The sequence below is a fragment of the Vibrio chagasii genome (assembly GCF_024347355.1).
Classification (GTDB): domain Bacteria; phylum Pseudomonadota; class Gammaproteobacteria; order Enterobacterales; family Vibrionaceae; genus Vibrio; species Vibrio chagasii.
The window spans coordinates 1,811,672-1,827,923 of record NZ_AP025465.1; the positions used below are offsets into that span (position 1 = coordinate 1,811,672).

Sequence of the window (16,252 nt, forward strand, 5' to 3'; positions counted from 1 at the left end):
AAACAAAAAGCCCAAACAACGTGCGTTGCTTGGGCTTTTTTTTAACCGAGAGCTCGGCTTATTTAGCTAAGCTAATGCCTTCTTTATCGATAGAGATCTTTCCAGCTTTGTACAAACCACCGATGGTCTTTTTGAATGTACCTTTACTGGTTCTGAAAGCAGAGAAAATAGCTTCAGGTGAAGACTTATCATTCAAAGGCAAAAAGCCGCCTTTCTTCACAAGCAAGTCTAAGATCTTAATGCTTAGGTCATCCATCTTAGCTACGCCAACTTTCTGAAGAGAAAGGTCAATCTTACCGTCTTCTTCACGAATGTTTTTAATGTAGCCTTTCAGCGTCTTACCGATAAATAATTTACCGATGATGTCTGATGGGAAAATCATGCCCCAGTGTTCGCCATTAACGATCGCTTTGTAACCTAACTGACTACGTTCAGCGATGATTAAGTCAACTTGCTGGTTGCGTTTGTAATTCGCCGGAGTGTTGTCTAACCACTTGTTAAACTTAGTTGTACCTACAATGCGACTAGATGCTTTATCAATGTACACATATACTAAGATTGACTGGCCTTCGTTTAATCGACCACGTTGTTCGCTGAAAGGAACCAATAGGTCTTTGCCTTTCACGCCCCAGTTCATGAATGCACCGGTGCTGTTTACACCTTCAACAGTCATCAAGCCAAACTGGCCAACTTGTGCGATAGGTTTTTCAGTCGTTGCAGCGATCTGGTTGTCAGAATCAATGTATAAGAACACATCTAACTTTTGACCAATTTCAACACCTTCAGGAGTAAATCGTTTCGGCAGCAACACCGTTCCATAGTCGCTAGCGTCAAGGAATACACCGAAATCTGCTTGTTTTACTACTTCTAAGTTGTTTATTTGACCAATATTTATCATCAAGATTGTCTCTACTTTAAATTTGGCGGAGATTATACGTGATCTCTGATATGCTTTCGCTAGTTTCATTCATATTTTTACATTCTAGGAGCCATCGTTGATCACCGTTGATAAACAAGATGCGATAACACTCAAAATTAACCATGCAATGGCTAAGACAAAAAAGCTCGACATGGATGTTTATCTATTCATTCCCGGTGAACTTGGACTCACTCCAGAAGTACTTTCTGAGAGCGCATTTTTCTATAGCTCAATCACTCAAAAACGCGCGTACTACAGTGATAAAACACTACTCCCCCTAGTACACAGCCGTTTAGCAAAACGGGGACGACTGTCTACCACTCAATACCGTGTAAGTTTGAGCTTGTTCGCCTACCAATATGTTATCGCTTTAGATAAAGCGGTCAGCAGCTTAAATAAAAATGATAGTGACGACGTAACGGCTGACGAAGTGGATGAGGTTATTGAACTTGCTTTAGACATATTAAAGAAGCTGCGTCGAAGTATCCCTTATGAAGAAAACCTGAAACGCTACTATGCCAATATAGACAACTACCTATCTTGGTATACCGAGCAAAAATTCCTATCGCTAGTGTCACACATGCCTCGTGGTAGCGAGTACTCAACCATCAAAGAGCGACTTTTAACCCTTTGCGATAAAGAGACCGCTCACCGCAAACTGAACCGATACAACTCAGCGAAGGTACGAGAAGACGTAACCCGCTTGAGTAACAAGATGCGATTGCTGCGTCGTTTGATTGAGCACCCTATCGTACTCAAAGAGAAAACCACCTCAATGGGTAAAAACGTTAAACGAGCAGTAAAAGGTGTTGCGACAGGTTTAGTGATGGTGGTTGTGACCACAACGGTTATCTTAGCCCGAGATTTCTTAGGAGAGATTACCGCTTCTTTCATCGTCGCAATGTCTTTCATCTATGCACTACGTGAGATATTCAAAGACGATTTAAGAGACATTCTTTGGCGCTGGCTTCGTAAAGGTAAGCCAAAATGGAAACGCCGTTATTACGATCCAACAACCAATAAGTCAGTTGGTCATAAACTTGAGTGGTTGGACTACGCAAACTTTTCTAAGCTCGCTGACCGCATTCAGTCGATACGTAAGAAACGTGTGGTACAGCGTGAAGAGCAAATCTTGCATTACCGGTCGCACACAGAGATGTCGACATCAACCTTTATGAGTGGCTACGAGGAAACGCGTGAAACCTTGTCGATCAGTCTAAGAGCGCTGACACGCTTAATGGATAAGGGCTCGAACAAGATTTATCGATTGAATGAAGGTCAAGTGAGTCGAGAGTCCGTTGAGAAGCGTCACCTGCTCAATCTGATCATTAAAGAGAACAACCACGATAATGAACCAACTTACTATCGTTGGAAAATAGTCATGAACCGTTCAAAGATTGTCGATATCGAGCAAATCACACAAGAGTCATAGAACTACTGCGATTCGTGCTATTACGGTATGTGGATATACATTCACATACCGTTTTTGTTAGTTCGAGCCCCACCAAATACCATTCTAAGCAGATACTTGTGGTTACTTTCTAGATGGGATTTTTTTGATAGAGAGCGTGAGTGTAAATTCTGCCATGGGCTCTTCGCCATGCAGTGATGGGCAGGTTGCGATAATGGTTACTGGCTGATTTACTCGCTCTCCGGTCGACATGGTTTCTGCCAGCATAGTGTTGATCAGCTCACCGTCAGTACAAGTGAAATGCACATCGCCTTCAGGTCGCTTCAGAAAGTTACCTGTCACCTCTTTAAACGCCAAAGAGATCTTCTCACCTTGCTGTTGAGATTTACTCATAGCAAGAAAGCCACCTGCTACATCCGCACCTACAGCTAAAACTCCGAAATACATGCTATTAAGATGATTTTTGGTGCGCCTTCTAAGCGGAATTTTCACCTCTACACGCTCGTTATCGAGTACCAGAAGCTTTGGTCGACACAGCCAGATGAGTGGGACTTTGAAAAAGCCAAACATGCTTAAATAGAAATTTGCTTTTTGTAGAGGGGTTAACATTGGAATCACCTAGCCTAATCAGTCATCAGACCAGTTAATCGACTAACGATTTAAATGTCAAAAAAATGTTACAAAAAAAGAGATACATCACACAATGATATCTCTTTTATTCTCAAAGCATTAGCGCTTCGAACCAAATCATACGCCAAGTTGATAAATTACAGCAACAGACTGATTTATGCCGTCACGACGGTTTCAACACCTTCAAGGTCAGCGATGTAACCTTGTAAGCGCGGATAATCAACCAAACCTTGAGTGACAAGTAAAACGGGTTTCTTAGCGTTCTGTGTCGCCTTAACAATCATATCTAGCAGTGTAATTACCGCTTCGTTTTGTGGATCAAAAGCGTGTTGCTGCGCTTCATTCTGCTTATCAACACCAAGTGTAAAAGACGCTAGGCTGTCGACATTCACCACAACACCATCAAAGTAATGCAGTAGACGTTCACTCAGTAGAACGGCAGATGGCACATCGCATGAGAACAATACCTTCAAGCCATTCAAGCCGCGAGGCAAACCTTGCTCTGCAAGTAAATCGATGATCTTAGCCGCGTCGCTTAATGCGCGTACATAAGGAACCACGACTTCGACATTGATGCCTTGTTCGCGCAGTGTTTTAACTACCTGACACTCTAAAGCAAACGCTTTGCTGTACTCTGGCGTCGCATAACGAGCAACACCACGAACACCCAGTGCCGGGTTCACCTCTTCTACCTCGCAATTACCACCTAATAGCGAACGAAAGCCGTAGCTATCAGCATTACTTAAAGCGATACGCACAGAACTATGGTTTGGTTGAACAGCCGCTTGAATCGCCGTTACCAAGGTCGAAACGAAATGTTCATCAACGCTTTTGCCACCAAGAATCGCGTCTAGAGAGGTTTTCTCTATATCAGAAAGTGTGTCTAAATGGCTTTCAATACTTGGGTGATAGAAGACACGATCCATGACCAATTCAGAGAGAGATACGTATAAGTGGTTGGAATTATTATTATCGTTATAAGAAGGCAGCACATCGCCTAAGACCAGTTCTGGGTGCAAAGTGCTTTGATTTTCTTGAGTCATTGCTGCTCCAGCATTTTTTATGTTGTGTTCAAACGAAAATACCGATAGCTGCCTGTTAATACAAGTGAAAATCCCGTATTTAGCGTCAGGCTGCTGATAAAAATAAGAATATTAGTAATAACAGAGATAACTTTGACTTAAGAGAGTTTATTCCTCGGTTCAATTCCGTTATCTTAACCACTTCGCAATAGAATAAAAAAGCTATCACATGCCATTAAAAACTGATGAGTTGAGAACCCAAGCTCTGGGTCCTATGCCAACTCCTGCCGAATTAGGCAACGCACACCCTATTACTGACGACGTTGCTGAGCGTATTGCAAATTCTCGCCGCCAAATCGAAGATATCCTAACTGGTCGTGATAACCGCCTATTAGTTATCGTAGGCCCTTGCTCTGTTCACGATACAGAAGCGGCACTTGATTACGCTGAGCGTCTAAGCCAAATTCAAGAACAATACAAAGACGAATTGTTTGTTGTCATGAGAACCTACTTCGAGAAACCTCGTACGGTTGTAGGTTGGAAAGGCTTAATTACCGATCCAAACCTTGATGGTTCTTACGCACTTGAAACTGGCTTAAACAAAGCACGTAAGCTTCTGCTTGATATCAACAAGCTTGGTCTAGCAACCGCAACTGAATTCCTTGATATGATCACAGGTCAATACATTGCAGACCTGATAACTTGGGGCGCAATCGGCGCACGTACTACCGAATCTCAGATTCACCGTGAAATGGCTTCAGCATTGTCTTGCCCAGTTGGCTTCAAAAACGCGACAAACGGCAACATCAAGATCGCTATTGATGCAATTCGCGCGTCACAAGCTTCTCACTACTTCTACTCACCAGATAAAAATGGTCGTATGACAGTTTACCGCACTTCGGGCAACCCATACGGTCACGTAATTCTGCGTGGTGGTGATAAAGGTCCAAACTTTGATGCACAATCTGTGGATAGCGCATGTAAGCAACTAGCTGAGTTCGACCTACCTCGACGTTTGGTTGTAGACTTCAGCCACGCTAACTGTGAAAAGCAACACCGCAAACAGTTGGACGTTGCAAAAGACATCTGTGAACAGATCAAATCGAACAAAAATCAAATTGCAGGCATCATGGCAGAAAGCTTCATTAAAGAAGGTAACCAGCCAATGACGGATATCAACAACCTAGAATACGGCAAGTCGATTACTGACCCGTGTCTAAGCTGGGAAGATACCGCGACAATGTTAGACATGCTTGCAACAGCAATCAAAGATAGAAACTTAGCTTAAGGAAATAAAACAATGCCATCATTTGACATTATCTCTGAAGTAGAAGCAGTAGAACTACGTAACGCTGTAGACAATGCTAACCGTGAACTATCGACTCGTTTCGATTTCCGCGGTGTTGACGCTAGCTTTGACTACAAAGATGAGTCGGTAAAACTGACTGCTCAAGACGATTTCCAGCTTAAGCAAATGCGCGATATTCTTCGTAGTAACCTAACGAAGCGCAATGTTGATCCTAACGCGATGGAAGCGAAAACAGCAGATCAAACAGGTCGCACTTGGCACCAAACGGTTATCTTTAAGCAAGGTATCGAAACTGATGTTGCAAAGAAAATCGTTAAGCTAATTAAAGACAACAAGATTAAAGTTCAAGCGTCTATTCAAGGTGAAAAAGTACGCGTAACAGGTAAGAAGCGTGACGATCTACAAGCTGTAATGGCACTAGTTCGTAACGGTGAACTTGGTCAACCTTTCCAATTCGATAACTTCCGCGACTAATTTTGATTTAAGTAACTACGTTTATTTGTTGCTCATTGGTCGTCACGATATTGTGTTCGAAATAACAAAAAGCCACTTCCTGCGAAGTGGCTTTTTATTTATCTAGTGATATTAGCGTATTAGACACCAGTTTTACGACAGCTAGCTGGTCTGCCTTTTAGCTCAAAACCTTGGCAGAAGACAGCTTGAGGTCTTTCCCTACCAACAAATTGAATTCAACGCTCGCTGGTGGGATGAACACACATACTCTTAAGTTTTCAGCTTTTGCTTGCTCGAGCTTCGTTGAGAGCTCTCCACTGTTCGCGTAACTTTCTCTTTCCGCATCACGACGACATAGATCTACGTATTCGAATGGGCACTCTTCCGGAGACAATACCAGCTCAGCTTCCTGCATCAGACGTAACGCCTTCATAGACAGCAACTCGACATCTTGTTCAAATTCGATCCAGGTTACCTGCCCTTCACTATCAACGCCTTCTGTCAGCGCTTGCTGATAATACGTTTCTAATTGCTCTCTATCCGTTACCTGCTCGATAAAACTGGACGATAAAAAGCGTTCCCAAAACTTGCGACGTTCATCGACGGTAGGAAACGACTCTTTGATCGAGTTGCGTTTTGATGCACCAAAGTCTGCGAGAAGACCGATATTCTGTGGCAATACGGTTTCGAGTTTTTCTCTAATATTTCTCACTAAAACAGGTGATGCACCACCACTAGATATGGCAATTTGGATTCTTCCACGATTTATCATTGAAGGTGTAATGAAGTCACAGTATGGCAAATCATCAACCACATTGACTAAAATACCCAGTTTTTTTGCATCATTATACACCTGATGATTCAAGCTAGGGTTATCTGTGGTCGCCCATACTTGAAGGTATTCTTTCGAGATAATTTGTGACGAGTAAAAGTTTTGAACCCAGTGAAGTTTGTTCTCATCAACAAGCTGCTGTAAGTACGGCGCAACCTTAGGAGAAACTAACGTAACGTTAGCGCCTGCTCTTAACAAGCTATCCACTTTACGGCAAGCAACCTCACCCCCACCGACCACGAGAATCGGCTTATTCTCTACATCCAAAAACATTGGGAAATAACGCATGTTCTTCCTTGAGACGACTTCAATAACTATTCAGCCATGCTACCAAATTTGGAGCATATTAATAACTATCGAAGTGTAATAAAAATATTTATTGACCAAATTTCAATCTTTTTTAAGTTTAATGTTTCACCAACGTGAGATTCATTCAGGATTTTTATCTAGTCGATTATCAATATAAAAATCTAAATCTTGTTGCACCAACAGTGTGAACCCTTGCACTATTTACATTCAGTTAACATTTAGTCATTCTAAATGTGTTCGGATTTGTGATTTCATTCAAAATTCTTTTTAAATTATACATTTGTGAAACTACGGATCCTTTCCTAACCTTATAAACAGTTGATTAAATCGCACACAGTTTCATTTGCAAAATGCAACTCGTTTGATTTAGACAACAAGGTCATAGAAAACGCAACACATATAGAAAACTCAAATGAGCACGAGTATCAGGTGTCACCTGGTTAACAAGGAAGGATACAAATGACAAATAAACTAACACTTCTTGCTTCAGTAGTAGCTGCATCAACTGCGATGATGGCAACATCAGCATCAGCGGCAGAAAGCACTCTGGACAAAGTCACATCTCAAGGCTTCTTAACTTGTGGTGTAAGTACAGGTCTTCCAGGGTTCTCTAACCCAAACTCAAAAGGTGAATGGGAAGGAATCGATGTTGAGTATTGTCAAGCTCTTGCAGCGGCTGTACTCGGTGACAAGACTAAAGTTAAGTATGTACCTCTAACAGCAAAAGAGCGTTTTACTGCGCTTCAATCTGGCGAAATCGACGTACTGTCTCGCAACACAACATGGACACTGCATCGTGATACCGCTCTAGGTCTTAACTTCGTAGGCGTTAACTACTACGATGGTCAAGGCTTCATGGTTAAGAAAGATCTTGGCCTAACCAGCGCTTTAGAACTTGATGGCGCGTCTGTATGTGTTCAATCAGGCACAACGACTGAGCTTAACCTAGCCGATTACTTCCGTAACAACGACATGTCTTACAAGCCAGTGGTATTTGATACAGCAGCACAAACATCTAAAGGTTTCGACGCAGGTCGTTGTGATGTGCTAACCACTGACCAATCTGGTCTATACGCGCTTCGCCTTAACCTAGCTGATCCTAAATCTGCACAAGTACTTCCTGAAATTATCTCTAAAGAGCCTCTAGGTCCAGTTGTTCGTCAAGATGATGACAAATGGTTCAACGTAGCTAAGTGGACACTTTCAGCAATGGTCAATGCGGAAGAATACGGCATCACTTCTAAAAATGCTGATGAAATGCTCAAGTCAAAAGATCCAAACATCAAACGTATTCTTGGTGTAGACGGTCCTAAAGGTAAAGGCCTTGGCATTCGTGACGACTGGGGTTATCAAGTAATCAAACAAGTTGGTAACTACGGTGAAAGTTTTGAGCGTACTGTTGGTACAGGTTCTCCACTTCAGATCGATCGTGGTGTAAATGCGTTATGGAATGCGGGTGGCTTTATGTACGCTCCACCAATCCGTTGATAGCACAGGACGTGATTACTTGTTCGTAATCGTTGCTATCGCTCTTGTTGAGGGTGATAGCAACAACCCAAAAATGAATGTTTGAGTAACACGATTTAGGGCGGTTTTTCCGCCCTAAATGTTAAATGGATTTGAGGTTATTGCAGTATGAAACCTAACAACACTCTTACTCCTTCCCAGGAAAAGCCCGAAGCTAAAAGTGCTAACCTTTTATACAACCCGACTTTTCGATCTGTCGTTTTCCAGATCATCGCCATCGGAGCACTTGGCGCTTTCTTCTATACCATCGTAAACAACGCCCTTACCAACCTTGAAGCCCGAGGCATTGCCACTGGTTTTGACTTTTTAAGTCAAGAGGCGGGGTTTGGTATCGGCCTTACCCTCGTCGAATATGACGAAACCTTCTCATATGGTCGAACATTCGTTGTCGGCTTATTAAACACCGCTTTAGTATCTGTGTTAGGTATTATCTTAGCAACGGTTCTTGGCTTCTCTATGGGTGTCGCTCGTCTGTCATCTAACTGGCTAGTGAGCCGATTTGCCGCGGTATACATTGAAATCTTCCGAAATATCCCACTACTACTTCAAATCTTCTTTTGGTATTTCGCGGTTCTTCAAGCTCTCCCCTCTGCAAGACAAAGTCTCAGTTTGGGCGAAGCGATTTTCCTAAATGTGCGTGGTCTTTATTTCCCAGCCCCTGTTCTTGAGCAAGGAAGCAGCATCGTTATTGCGTCAGTGATTGCTGGTATCGTAGCTACCATAATCATCAACATTTGGGCTAACAACAAACAGAAACTAACTGGGCAACAAACCCCTATGTTTCGAATTGCTCTTAGCTTGATCGTGGGTTTGCCTCTAGTTGTCTATTTTGTGCTTGGTATGCCGATTTCAGCTGAATACCCGGAACTGAAAGGCTTTAACTTCAGAGGTGGTATCAGCATTATTCCTGAATTAGCCGCTCTTGTATTAGCACTAAGTATCTATACGGCGTCTTTCATCGCAGAGATCGTTCGTTCTGGTATTAATGCAGTTAGCCACGGCCAAACAGAAGCTGCGATGTCTCTAGGTCTTCCTCGAGCTCGCACATTAAAGCTGGTTATTATCCCTCAAGCGTTGCGAATCATTATTCCACCGCTAACTAGCCAATACTTAAACCTCACTAAGAACTCTTCGTTAGCAATGGCTATTGGCTACCCTGACTTAGTTTCTGTGTTCGCAGGTACAACTCTCAACCAAACAGGTCAAGCTATCGAAATCATTGCCATGACCATGGGTGTATACCTAACGCTAAGCTTATTGACCTCTGCGTTAATGAATATCTATAACCGTAAAGTCGCATTGGTGGAGAGATAATATGAGCACACATCAATTTCAACCGGATCTTCCACCTCCCGCTAATACCGTTGGCGTAGTCGGCTGGTTGAGAAAGAATCTCTTTAATGGCCCAATCAATAGTATCGTTACCGTTGTTCTAGGTTACATCGCTTTTTCATTACTCTGGACAACCTTCGACTGGGCTTTCCTAAATGCAGACTGGGTCGGAACAACTCGTGATGCTTGTACTAGCGAAGGGGCTTGCTGGGTATTTATCAGCGTACGTTGGGATCAGTTCATGTATGGCTTCTACCCTGAAGCGGAACTGTGGCGCCCTCGCCTTTTCTACGCAACATTGGCTATCTTCGTCGCGCTATTAGCCTACGAGAAAACACCTAAACGCACGTGGATTTGGTTATTTTTCGTAAACATCTACCCATTCATCATTGCTGGTTTGCTATACGGCGGTGTGTTTGGATTGGAAGTTGTTGATACGCACAAATGGGGTGGCCTACTCGTTACGCTTATCATTGCATTGGTGGGTATCGTTGTATCGCTGCCGATTGGTGTAGCACTAGCGCTTGGCCGTCGCTCTGAAATGCCAATTATCCGTAGTATTTGTACTGTGTACATCGAAATTTGGCGTGGTGTTCCACTGATTACTGTGCTGTTCATGGCGTCTGTAATGCTGCCACTATTCCTTACTGCGGGTTCTGAGACCGATAAGTTATTCCGTGCGCTAGTAGGTGTTGTTCTATTTAGTGCGGCTTATATGGCCGAGGTAATTCGCGGTGGCCTGCAAGCTATTCCCAAAGGACAATATGAAGCCGCTGACGCACTGGGCTTAACCTATTGGAAAAAGATGGGGCTGATTATTCTTCCTCAAGCGCTGAAAATCACAATCCCATCAATCGTAAACACATTCATTGGCTTGTTTAAAGATACCAGTCTGGTACTTATCATTGGTATGTTCGATGTACTGGGTATTGGTCAAGCAGCGAACACCGACCCTGAGTGGTTAGGTTTCGCTACAGAAAGTTATGTATTTGTCGCGTTAGTGTTCTGGGTGTTCTGTTTTGGCATGTCGAGATACTCGATATGGCTAGAAAACAGACTTCACACCGGTCACAAACGATAGTTAAGAAGATCAAGGACGTATTATGACGCAACAACTAAATCCAGAATCGCAAGAGTTGATGATTGAACTGAAAGACATGAACAAGTGGTACGGTGAGTTCCACGTTCTTAAGAACATCAACTTAGAAGTAAAAAAAGGCGAGAAAATCGTTATCTGTGGGCCTTCTGGCTCAGGCAAATCGACTATGATTCGCTGTATCAATAGACTAGAAGAGCATCAAAAGGGACACATCTTTGTGTCTGGCAATGAGCTTACCGAAGATCTAAAAAACATCGAAGCCGTTCGTCGTGACGTTGGCATGTGTTTCCAGCACTTCAATCTATTTCCGCATCTTACGGTACTAGAAAACTGTACCTTAGCCCCTATTTGGGTGAAAAAGATGCCGAAAGAAGAAGCTGAAGCGATTGCGATGAAATATCTAGAGCGTGTAAAGATCCCTGAGCAAGCAGACAAGTTCCCAGGTCAGCTTTCTGGTGGTCAGCAACAGCGTGTAGCGATTGCACGCTCTCTATGTATGAACCCACAAGTCATGCTGTTTGATGAACCAACATCAGCGCTCGACCCAGAAATGGTTCGTGAAGTTCTAGACGTTATGGTTGAACTGGCAGAAGAAGGCATGACCATGCTTTGTGTAACGCACGAGATGGGCTTTGCTAAGGAGGTAGCCGATAGGGTTATCTTCATGGATGCCGGGGAAATCATTGAAGAGAACAACCCTGTCGACTTCTTTGAAAATCCGCAGTCAGACAGAACTCAAAACTTCTTGAGTCAAATCTTACACCATTAATGTGTTATGATGCATAATTAAGAGAGGCGGCTTAGGTCGCCTTTTTATTTTTCAAATTGATAGTTGGTTTATAGAAGGATATAAATAGGTAACGCAAGTATAAAAGGTTAAACATCGGGTGCTCGTAGCTCTTGGATATCAGTATAAGACATACTTTGTTACACCTTCAGAAATACTTAACCAGCTATTTTGATTATTATTTTAAGTATACAAGTGGACTGTAAGACTTGATTTTTCGAACTTTCAGCCCCATAAATGTACTAATAACTATTGAAGTCACCTTACGAGGAAGATTATGAACAGCCCTATGTTTTCACGCACAGCATCTCAAGAAAGTGCTCTGCAAACCAATAAAGTGTTGCGTAATACCTACGCACTACTGTCTATGACACTACTTTGGTCTGCTGTTGTAGCAGGCGTATCTATGGCGATGAACCTTCCTCGTCCTGGTCTTATCATGATGTTAGTCGGTTTCTACGGCCTACTTTTCTTAACAGAGAAGAACCGTGACAACAGCATGGGTCTAGTCTTTACATTCCTGTTCACAGGTTTCCTAGGCTACACCATCGGTCCAATCTTAAACATGTACGTTGGCGCAGGCATGGGTGATGTTATCCTAACTGCTCTAGGCGGCACGGCATTGGCATTCATGGGTGCATCGGCTTACGCTCTTACTACTAAGCGTGACCTGTCTTTCCTTAACGGTATGCTACTAGCAGGTTTCGTCGTGCTACTTGTAGGTATGGTTGCAAATATCTTCCTACAAATGCCGATTCTGTCATTAGCAATGAGTGGTATGTTCATCCTGTTCTCAACTGGTGTTATTTTGCTAACAACGCAAAACATCATCCGTGGCGGTGAGACTAACTACATCTCAGCGACAGTTAGCCTATACGTATCAATCTACAACATCTTCATCAGCCTACTAAGCATCCTAGGCATCATGGGCAGCGACGACTAATCGCTCGCCTAATTGAAGAACATCTAGCCCAAGAGCCTATCTCTTGGGCTTGTTTGTATCTATAGGATCAATATTTTTCAAGATCGCTACGATATCTATTGAGAAAGGTAAACTTGGTCATGTACCCTACCCAAATAGTTAATTGGATTCTGGACTAAACATGTTTGAATATAACGGCAAGCAAATCGAAACCGACGCTCAAGGCTACCTGTTGGACTACACACAATGGGAAGAAGGTATGATTGAAATTCTTGCACAAGATGAAGCCATTGAGCTTACAGAAGCACACTTAGAAGTCGTGCATTTTGTAAGGAGCTTTTACGAAGAGTTCAACACTTCCCCTGCGGTTCGCATGCTGGTTAAAGCGATGGAAAAAGCCCACGGCCCAGAAAAAGGCAACAGTAAATATCTGTTCAAATTATTCAAAAAAGGCCCAGCGAAACAAGCGACCAAGCTCGCAGGCTTACCTAAACCAGCAAAGTGTCTGTAACAACAGGTTACTGACTATCTCAATCAAATACTGTGGCCTGTTAGCTACAGTATTTGGAACTCCCCAACACGCACATTGCGCTTTTCACCTTCTCCCAACCTTTGCTTAACCACATTATCTACAGTTGCGCTCGCAGGACCTACTTGCAACCATTGGTATAGCTTGTCTACCTGACCACTTTCGCCAACAGCCAACACTTCAACTCGACCATCATTTAAGTTCTTAGCGTACCCTGAAATGGCAAGCTTCTGCGCTTCTCTGCTGGTGTGATAGCGGAATCCAACACACTGAACTACGCCTGATACGACAAATATAGATTGTGAATTTTTCATAACGTTGCCTCATAAATTGTATGAATGATATAGTTGAGACTCTATTCATTCACCGCTTATTGGTGGACTTACTTCGAGTATAACGATTATGAAAGAAATCCCATTTCGTTGGATTGATAAATATCTCATTCACCTAAAAATCCAAGAAAAGTTTTATCTCCTCTTTTTATTACCTCTTCTCGCTCTTGTTATATTAACTCTCGTTTTAGATAGTGCTGCAGATTCATTACTGGCCCACCTCTATCAAGAAGAATTGCTCTTAATGAAGGGGCTTATCGAAGCTGGTCAACTCACCAAAGAACAAGTTGCGCAACTGGTTAATAGCTCCGAAACTATCTCCCTTGGTTATGGCGCAGGCTCTGTTTCAGTTATGAATGGTGCATTTAGTTTGGTTGCTAACCACGACCAAAACCTGTGGTCTGCGCTTTCAGCAACACAGGTATCGATCATTGCGGTCACCCTAACTTTGATTGCACTCGGTGTTTACTACATCATGACTTTCATTGGCGGAGCAATGTTCTCAATGAACAAAGCACTGAGCACACTCGCGAATGGTGACCTAACTTGTCGTATGAACTACTTCCCTGTTCGTGATGAGTTTAGTGAAATCGCAATTACTATCGACAAGGTAGCAGAACGCGAGCAAAACATGGTGCTTTCGATTCAAGAGTCCGTAGCGCTCATGCAGCAAATCAGTTCTGACCTAAATCAGTCGACGCAACAGAGTTCAGATATTTCAGGTAATCAGCAAGAACACTTGAACAGCTTAGCAAGCGCAACAGAGCAAATGGCGGCGACAATTCGTGAGGTAGCAACTTTGGCTCATGCATCGAGTTCACAGACGATAGACGCTCGTGGTGTTGCACAAAGTGGTCAAGTCAAGGTTTCAAACACGCTGGAATCTATCTCTAACCTATCTCAAGAGATTAAGTCTGCATCACAGGCCGTTGAAGAACTGGATGCTAACGCAGCGCAAATTGATGAAGTCGTCACAACAATCAATGGTATTTCAGAGCAGACCAATCTACTTGCATTGAACGCTGCTATCGAGGCGGCTCGCGCGGGCGAGCAAGGCAGAGGTTTTGCGGTTGTTGCCGATGAAGTTCGTGCACTTGCCGGTCGAACTCAACAAGCAACGGTTGAGATCCAAAGTATGATTGAATCATTACAACGTAACAGCCAGTCGCTGACAAAGCTGATGGAAGTGACGGTGAACAACGCCAATGAAGGACAAACATTGATGTCTGAAGTGAATGTTGAGATCGGCTCGCTAGCTGAAAAGAATCAATCCATTTCTGATAGCAGTACCCAAATCGCGACCGCAGCTGAAGAGCAAGGTGTTGTTGCCGATAACATTGCACAGAGCGTCGAAGAAATTCGTCATCAATCAGATAGCATCTGTGAAATGATCAGTAAGAGTAATTCTAATATTGACCAGCTTCGTAAGCAAAGTGACACCATGGAAGGCTTATTGACAGGTCTTAAAGCATAATCTTGGTCTTTCAAAGGCAGTATTTAGAATATTGCTATCTAACTGATTAAAATCATGACAAGGGCTGCTCACGCGGCCCTTTCTTATTTGCTTTTCACCTGCACTTCCCCGACAATACCCCTTCTTCAAATTCAACAAACAGAGTAAATTATGACTCCTTCTATTCATCTAGCGAAAGGCCGTGACAAATCATTACGCCGCAAACACCCATGGGTATTTTCACGCGGTATCGATAAAGTCGAGGGTGAGCCAAAACAGGGTGAAACGGTAGACGTATATGCTCAAAATGGTCAGTGGTTAGCGAAGGCTGCTTACTCACCATCTTCTCAAATTCGAGCACGTGTTTGGACATTTGAAAAAGAAGACATCAACAAAGCGTTCTTCGTAAAACGAATTCAAGACGCACAGTCATTACGCGAAGACATCATCGAACGTGACGGCCTAACAGGTTACCGCCTGACTGCAGCAGAATCAGACGGCTTACCAGGTATCACCATCGATAAATATCAAGACTACTTAGTTTGCCAACTCCTTAGTGCTGGTGCTGAATTTAACAAAAGCGTATTGGTTGAAGCGCTAATTGAGTGCTTCCCAGACTGCAATATTTACGAGCGCTCTGACGTCGCAGTTCGTAAGAAAGAAGGCTTAGAACAAGTGGTTGGCGTTCTTCACGGTGAAGAGCCACCAAAGTCTATCGTAATTGAAGAAAACGGCGTTAAGATCAGCGTAAACATCATGGAAGGTCACAAAACAGGCTTCTACATGGACCAACGTGATAGCCGTAAAGAGTCAATGAAATACGTAAAAGGCAAAGATGTCCTTAACTGTTTCTCGTACACTGGTGGTTTTGGCCTGTACGCGCTTAAAGGCGATGCAAAACGAGTCATCAACGCAGACGTATCTCAACTTGCTCTTGATACAGCCAAATTCAACGCTGAGCTTAACGAGTTTGATATCTCGAAAAAGCGCGCCGTATTCCTAAATGCTGACGTCTTCAAGCTACTTCGCGAATACCGTGACCAAGGCACTAAGTTTGACGTGGTGATCATGGACCCACCGAAGTTTGTTTCAAGTAAGAACAACCTGACGTCAGGTGCAAACGGCTATAAAGATGTAAACATGCTTGCAATGCAAATCCTAAAGCCAGGCGGTACGCTACTTACCTACTCTTGCTCTGGCCTAATGGGTACAGACCTATTCCAAAAGATCATCGCTGATGCAGCCATTGACGCTGGCAGAACCGTTAAGTTCGTCGAGCGCTTCGAGCAAGCCGCTGACCATTTAACAGACACGGCTTACCCTGAAGGCTTCTACCTAAAAGGCTTTGCTTGTAAGGTACTTTAAGCTATCTAGTTTTAAATAACT

General features: G+C 43.2%; 16 protein-coding genes. 11 read left to right on the top strand and 5 right to left on the bottom strand.

All coding sequences use genetic code 11. The features are described 5' to 3' along the window. Positions 1–58: 58 nt before the first annotated feature. Positions 59–967 carry a CvfB family protein gene (locus tag OCV52_RS08505; RefSeq protein WP_206383558.1) on the bottom strand — a complete coding sequence of 303 codons (909 nt, stop codon included), beginning with the start codon at positions 965–967 and terminating at the stop codon, positions 59–61. Between the two features lie 28 nt (positions 968–995). On the opposite strand from OCV52_RS08505, the gene OCV52_RS08510 reads away from it, so the two are divergent. Next, positions 996–2,351 (top strand): hypothetical protein, encoded by a 1,356-nt coding sequence (locus OCV52_RS08510; RefSeq protein WP_061033454.1) that lies wholly within the window; start codon positions 996–998, stop codon positions 2,349–2,351. A gap of 102 nt (positions 2,352–2,453) precedes the next feature. Here the strand turns inward: OCV52_RS08510 and OCV52_RS08515 are convergent, their stop codons facing one another. Both OCV52_RS08515 and OCV52_RS08520 read right to left on the bottom strand, forming a co-directional pair. Beyond that, a complete protein-coding gene (locus OCV52_RS08515; RefSeq protein ID WP_102425695.1) occupies positions 2,454–2,939 on the bottom strand; it encodes a PaaI family thioesterase in 486 nt (161 codons plus the stop codon). A 176-nt stretch (positions 2,940–3,115) separates the two neighbouring features. After that, entirely contained in the window at positions 3,116–4,003 is an 888-nt protein-coding gene (locus OCV52_RS08520) for a putative PEP-binding protein (RefSeq protein WP_137406476.1), read from the bottom strand. Between the two features lie 208 nt (positions 4,004–4,211). On the opposite strand from OCV52_RS08520, the gene OCV52_RS08525 reads away from it, so the two are divergent. After that, a complete protein-coding gene (locus tag OCV52_RS08525; protein ID WP_137406477.1) occupies positions 4,212–5,270 on the top strand; it encodes a 3-deoxy-7-phosphoheptulonate synthase in 1,059 nt (352 codons plus the stop codon). A 12-nt stretch (positions 5,271–5,282) separates the two neighbouring features. After that, on the top strand, positions 5,283–5,765 hold the full coding sequence (locus tag OCV52_RS08530) for a YajQ family cyclic di-GMP-binding protein (protein ID WP_105024851.1): 483 nt from the start codon (positions 5,283–5,285) through the stop codon (positions 5,763–5,765). Positions 5,766–5,922: 157 nt separating this feature from the next. On the opposite strand, the gene OCV52_RS08535 is transcribed toward OCV52_RS08530, so the two are convergent. Then, the gene (locus tag OCV52_RS08535; RefSeq protein WP_137406478.1) at positions 5,923–6,864 is read right to left on the bottom strand and encodes a precorrin-2 dehydrogenase/sirohydrochlorin ferrochelatase family protein; all 942 of its coding nucleotides are present in this window, start codon (positions 6,862–6,864) and stop codon (positions 5,923–5,925) included. Positions 6,865–7,344: 480 nt separating this feature from the next. On the opposite strand from OCV52_RS08535, the gene OCV52_RS08540 reads away from it, so the two are divergent. From OCV52_RS08540 to OCV52_RS08565, 6 genes are all read left to right on the top strand, one after another. Beyond that, entirely contained in the window at positions 7,345–8,373 is a 1,029-nt protein-coding gene (locus OCV52_RS08540) for an amino acid ABC transporter substrate-binding protein (protein WP_137406479.1), read from the top strand. 147 nt (positions 8,374–8,520) lie between these two features. Beyond that, the gene (locus OCV52_RS08545; protein ID WP_137406480.1) at positions 8,521–9,726 is read left to right on the top strand and encodes an amino acid ABC transporter permease; all 1,206 of its coding nucleotides are present in this window, start codon (positions 8,521–8,523) and stop codon (positions 9,724–9,726) included. Between the two features lies 1 nt (position 9,727). After that, complete coding sequence (locus tag OCV52_RS08550) at positions 9,728–10,825, top strand: amino acid ABC transporter permease (protein ID WP_004742335.1); 1,098 nt, start codon at positions 9,728–9,730, stop codon at positions 10,823–10,825. Positions 10,826–10,847: 22 nt separating this feature from the next. Further along, positions 10,848–11,612 carry an amino acid ABC transporter ATP-binding protein gene (locus OCV52_RS08555; RefSeq protein WP_004742336.1) on the top strand — a complete coding sequence of 255 codons (765 nt, stop codon included), beginning with the start codon at positions 10,848–10,850 and terminating at the stop codon, positions 11,610–11,612. A gap of 295 nt (positions 11,613–11,907) precedes the next feature. Further along, positions 11,908–12,573 (top strand): Bax inhibitor-1/YccA family protein, encoded by a 666-nt coding sequence (locus tag OCV52_RS08560; protein WP_008223498.1) that lies wholly within the window; start codon positions 11,908–11,910, stop codon positions 12,571–12,573. A 160-nt stretch (positions 12,574–12,733) separates the two neighbouring features. Then, the gene (locus OCV52_RS08565; RefSeq protein ID WP_008223499.1) at positions 12,734–13,063 is read left to right on the top strand and encodes a TusE/DsrC/DsvC family sulfur relay protein; all 330 of its coding nucleotides are present in this window, start codon (positions 12,734–12,736) and stop codon (positions 13,061–13,063) included. Positions 13,064–13,107: 44 nt separating this feature from the next. Here OCV52_RS08565 and yccX read toward each other — a convergent pair whose 3' ends face one another. Then, positions 13,108–13,395: an acylphosphatase gene (gene yccX / locus OCV52_RS08570; RefSeq protein WP_008223500.1), complete on the bottom strand. Its 288-nt coding sequence runs from the start codon at positions 13,393–13,395 to the stop codon at positions 13,108–13,110. 88 nt (positions 13,396–13,483) lie between these two features. Between yccX and OCV52_RS08575 the strand changes: the two genes are divergently transcribed. Then, positions 13,484–14,887, top strand: coding sequence for a methyl-accepting chemotaxis protein (locus tag OCV52_RS08575; protein ID WP_137406481.1), 1,404 nt, complete (start codon positions 13,484–13,486; stop codon positions 14,885–14,887). Between the two features lie 150 nt (positions 14,888–15,037). Then, positions 15,038–16,231: a class I SAM-dependent methyltransferase gene (locus OCV52_RS08580; RefSeq protein WP_008223506.1), complete on the top strand. Its 1,194-nt coding sequence runs from the start codon at positions 15,038–15,040 to the stop codon at positions 16,229–16,231. Positions 16,232–16,252 lie beyond the last annotated feature (21 nt).

What these genes read in the sequence shown, in the direction of transcription:
- OCV52_RS08580 (WP_008223506.1), top strand. Translation starts at nt 15,038, where the DNA reads ATGACTCCTTCTATTCATCTAGCGAAAGGCCGTGACAAATCATTACGC.
- OCV52_RS08575 (WP_137406481.1), top strand. Translation starts at nt 13,484, where the DNA reads ATGAAAGAAATCCCATTTCGTTGGATTGATAAATATCTCATTCACCTA.
- yccX (WP_008223500.1), bottom strand. Translation starts at nt 13,395, where the DNA reads ATGAAAAATTCACAATCTATATTTGTCGTATCAGGCGTAGTTCAGTGT.
- OCV52_RS08555 (WP_004742336.1), top strand. Translation starts at nt 10,848, where the DNA reads ATGACGCAACAACTAAATCCAGAATCGCAAGAGTTGATGATTGAACTG.
- OCV52_RS08515 (WP_102425695.1), bottom strand. Translation starts at nt 2,939, where the DNA reads ATGTTAACCCCTCTACAAAAAGCAAATTTCTATTTAAGCATGTTTGGC.
- OCV52_RS08565 (WP_008223499.1), top strand. Translation starts at nt 12,734, where the DNA reads ATGTTTGAATATAACGGCAAGCAAATCGAAACCGACGCTCAAGGCTAC.
- OCV52_RS08505 (WP_206383558.1), bottom strand. Translation starts at nt 967, where the DNA reads ATGAAACTAGCGAAAGCATATCAGAGATCACGTATAATCTCCGCCAAA.
- OCV52_RS08520 (WP_137406476.1), bottom strand. Translation starts at nt 4,003, where the DNA reads ATGACTCAAGAAAATCAAAGCACTTTGCACCCAGAACTGGTCTTAGGC.
- OCV52_RS08560 (WP_008223498.1), top strand. Translation starts at nt 11,908, where the DNA reads ATGAACAGCCCTATGTTTTCACGCACAGCATCTCAAGAAAGTGCTCTG.
- OCV52_RS08540 (WP_137406479.1), top strand. Translation starts at nt 7,345, where the DNA reads ATGACAAATAAACTAACACTTCTTGCTTCAGTAGTAGCTGCATCAACT.
- OCV52_RS08545 (WP_137406480.1), top strand. Translation starts at nt 8,521, where the DNA reads ATGAAACCTAACAACACTCTTACTCCTTCCCAGGAAAAGCCCGAAGCT.
- OCV52_RS08550 (WP_004742335.1), top strand. Translation starts at nt 9,728, where the DNA reads ATGAGCACACATCAATTTCAACCGGATCTTCCACCTCCCGCTAATACC.
- OCV52_RS08530 (WP_105024851.1), top strand. Translation starts at nt 5,283, where the DNA reads ATGCCATCATTTGACATTATCTCTGAAGTAGAAGCAGTAGAACTACGT.
- OCV52_RS08535 (WP_137406478.1), bottom strand. Translation starts at nt 6,864, where the DNA reads ATGCGTTATTTCCCAATGTTTTTGGATGTAGAGAATAAGCCGATTCTC.
- OCV52_RS08525 (WP_137406477.1), top strand. Translation starts at nt 4,212, where the DNA reads ATGCCATTAAAAACTGATGAGTTGAGAACCCAAGCTCTGGGTCCTATG.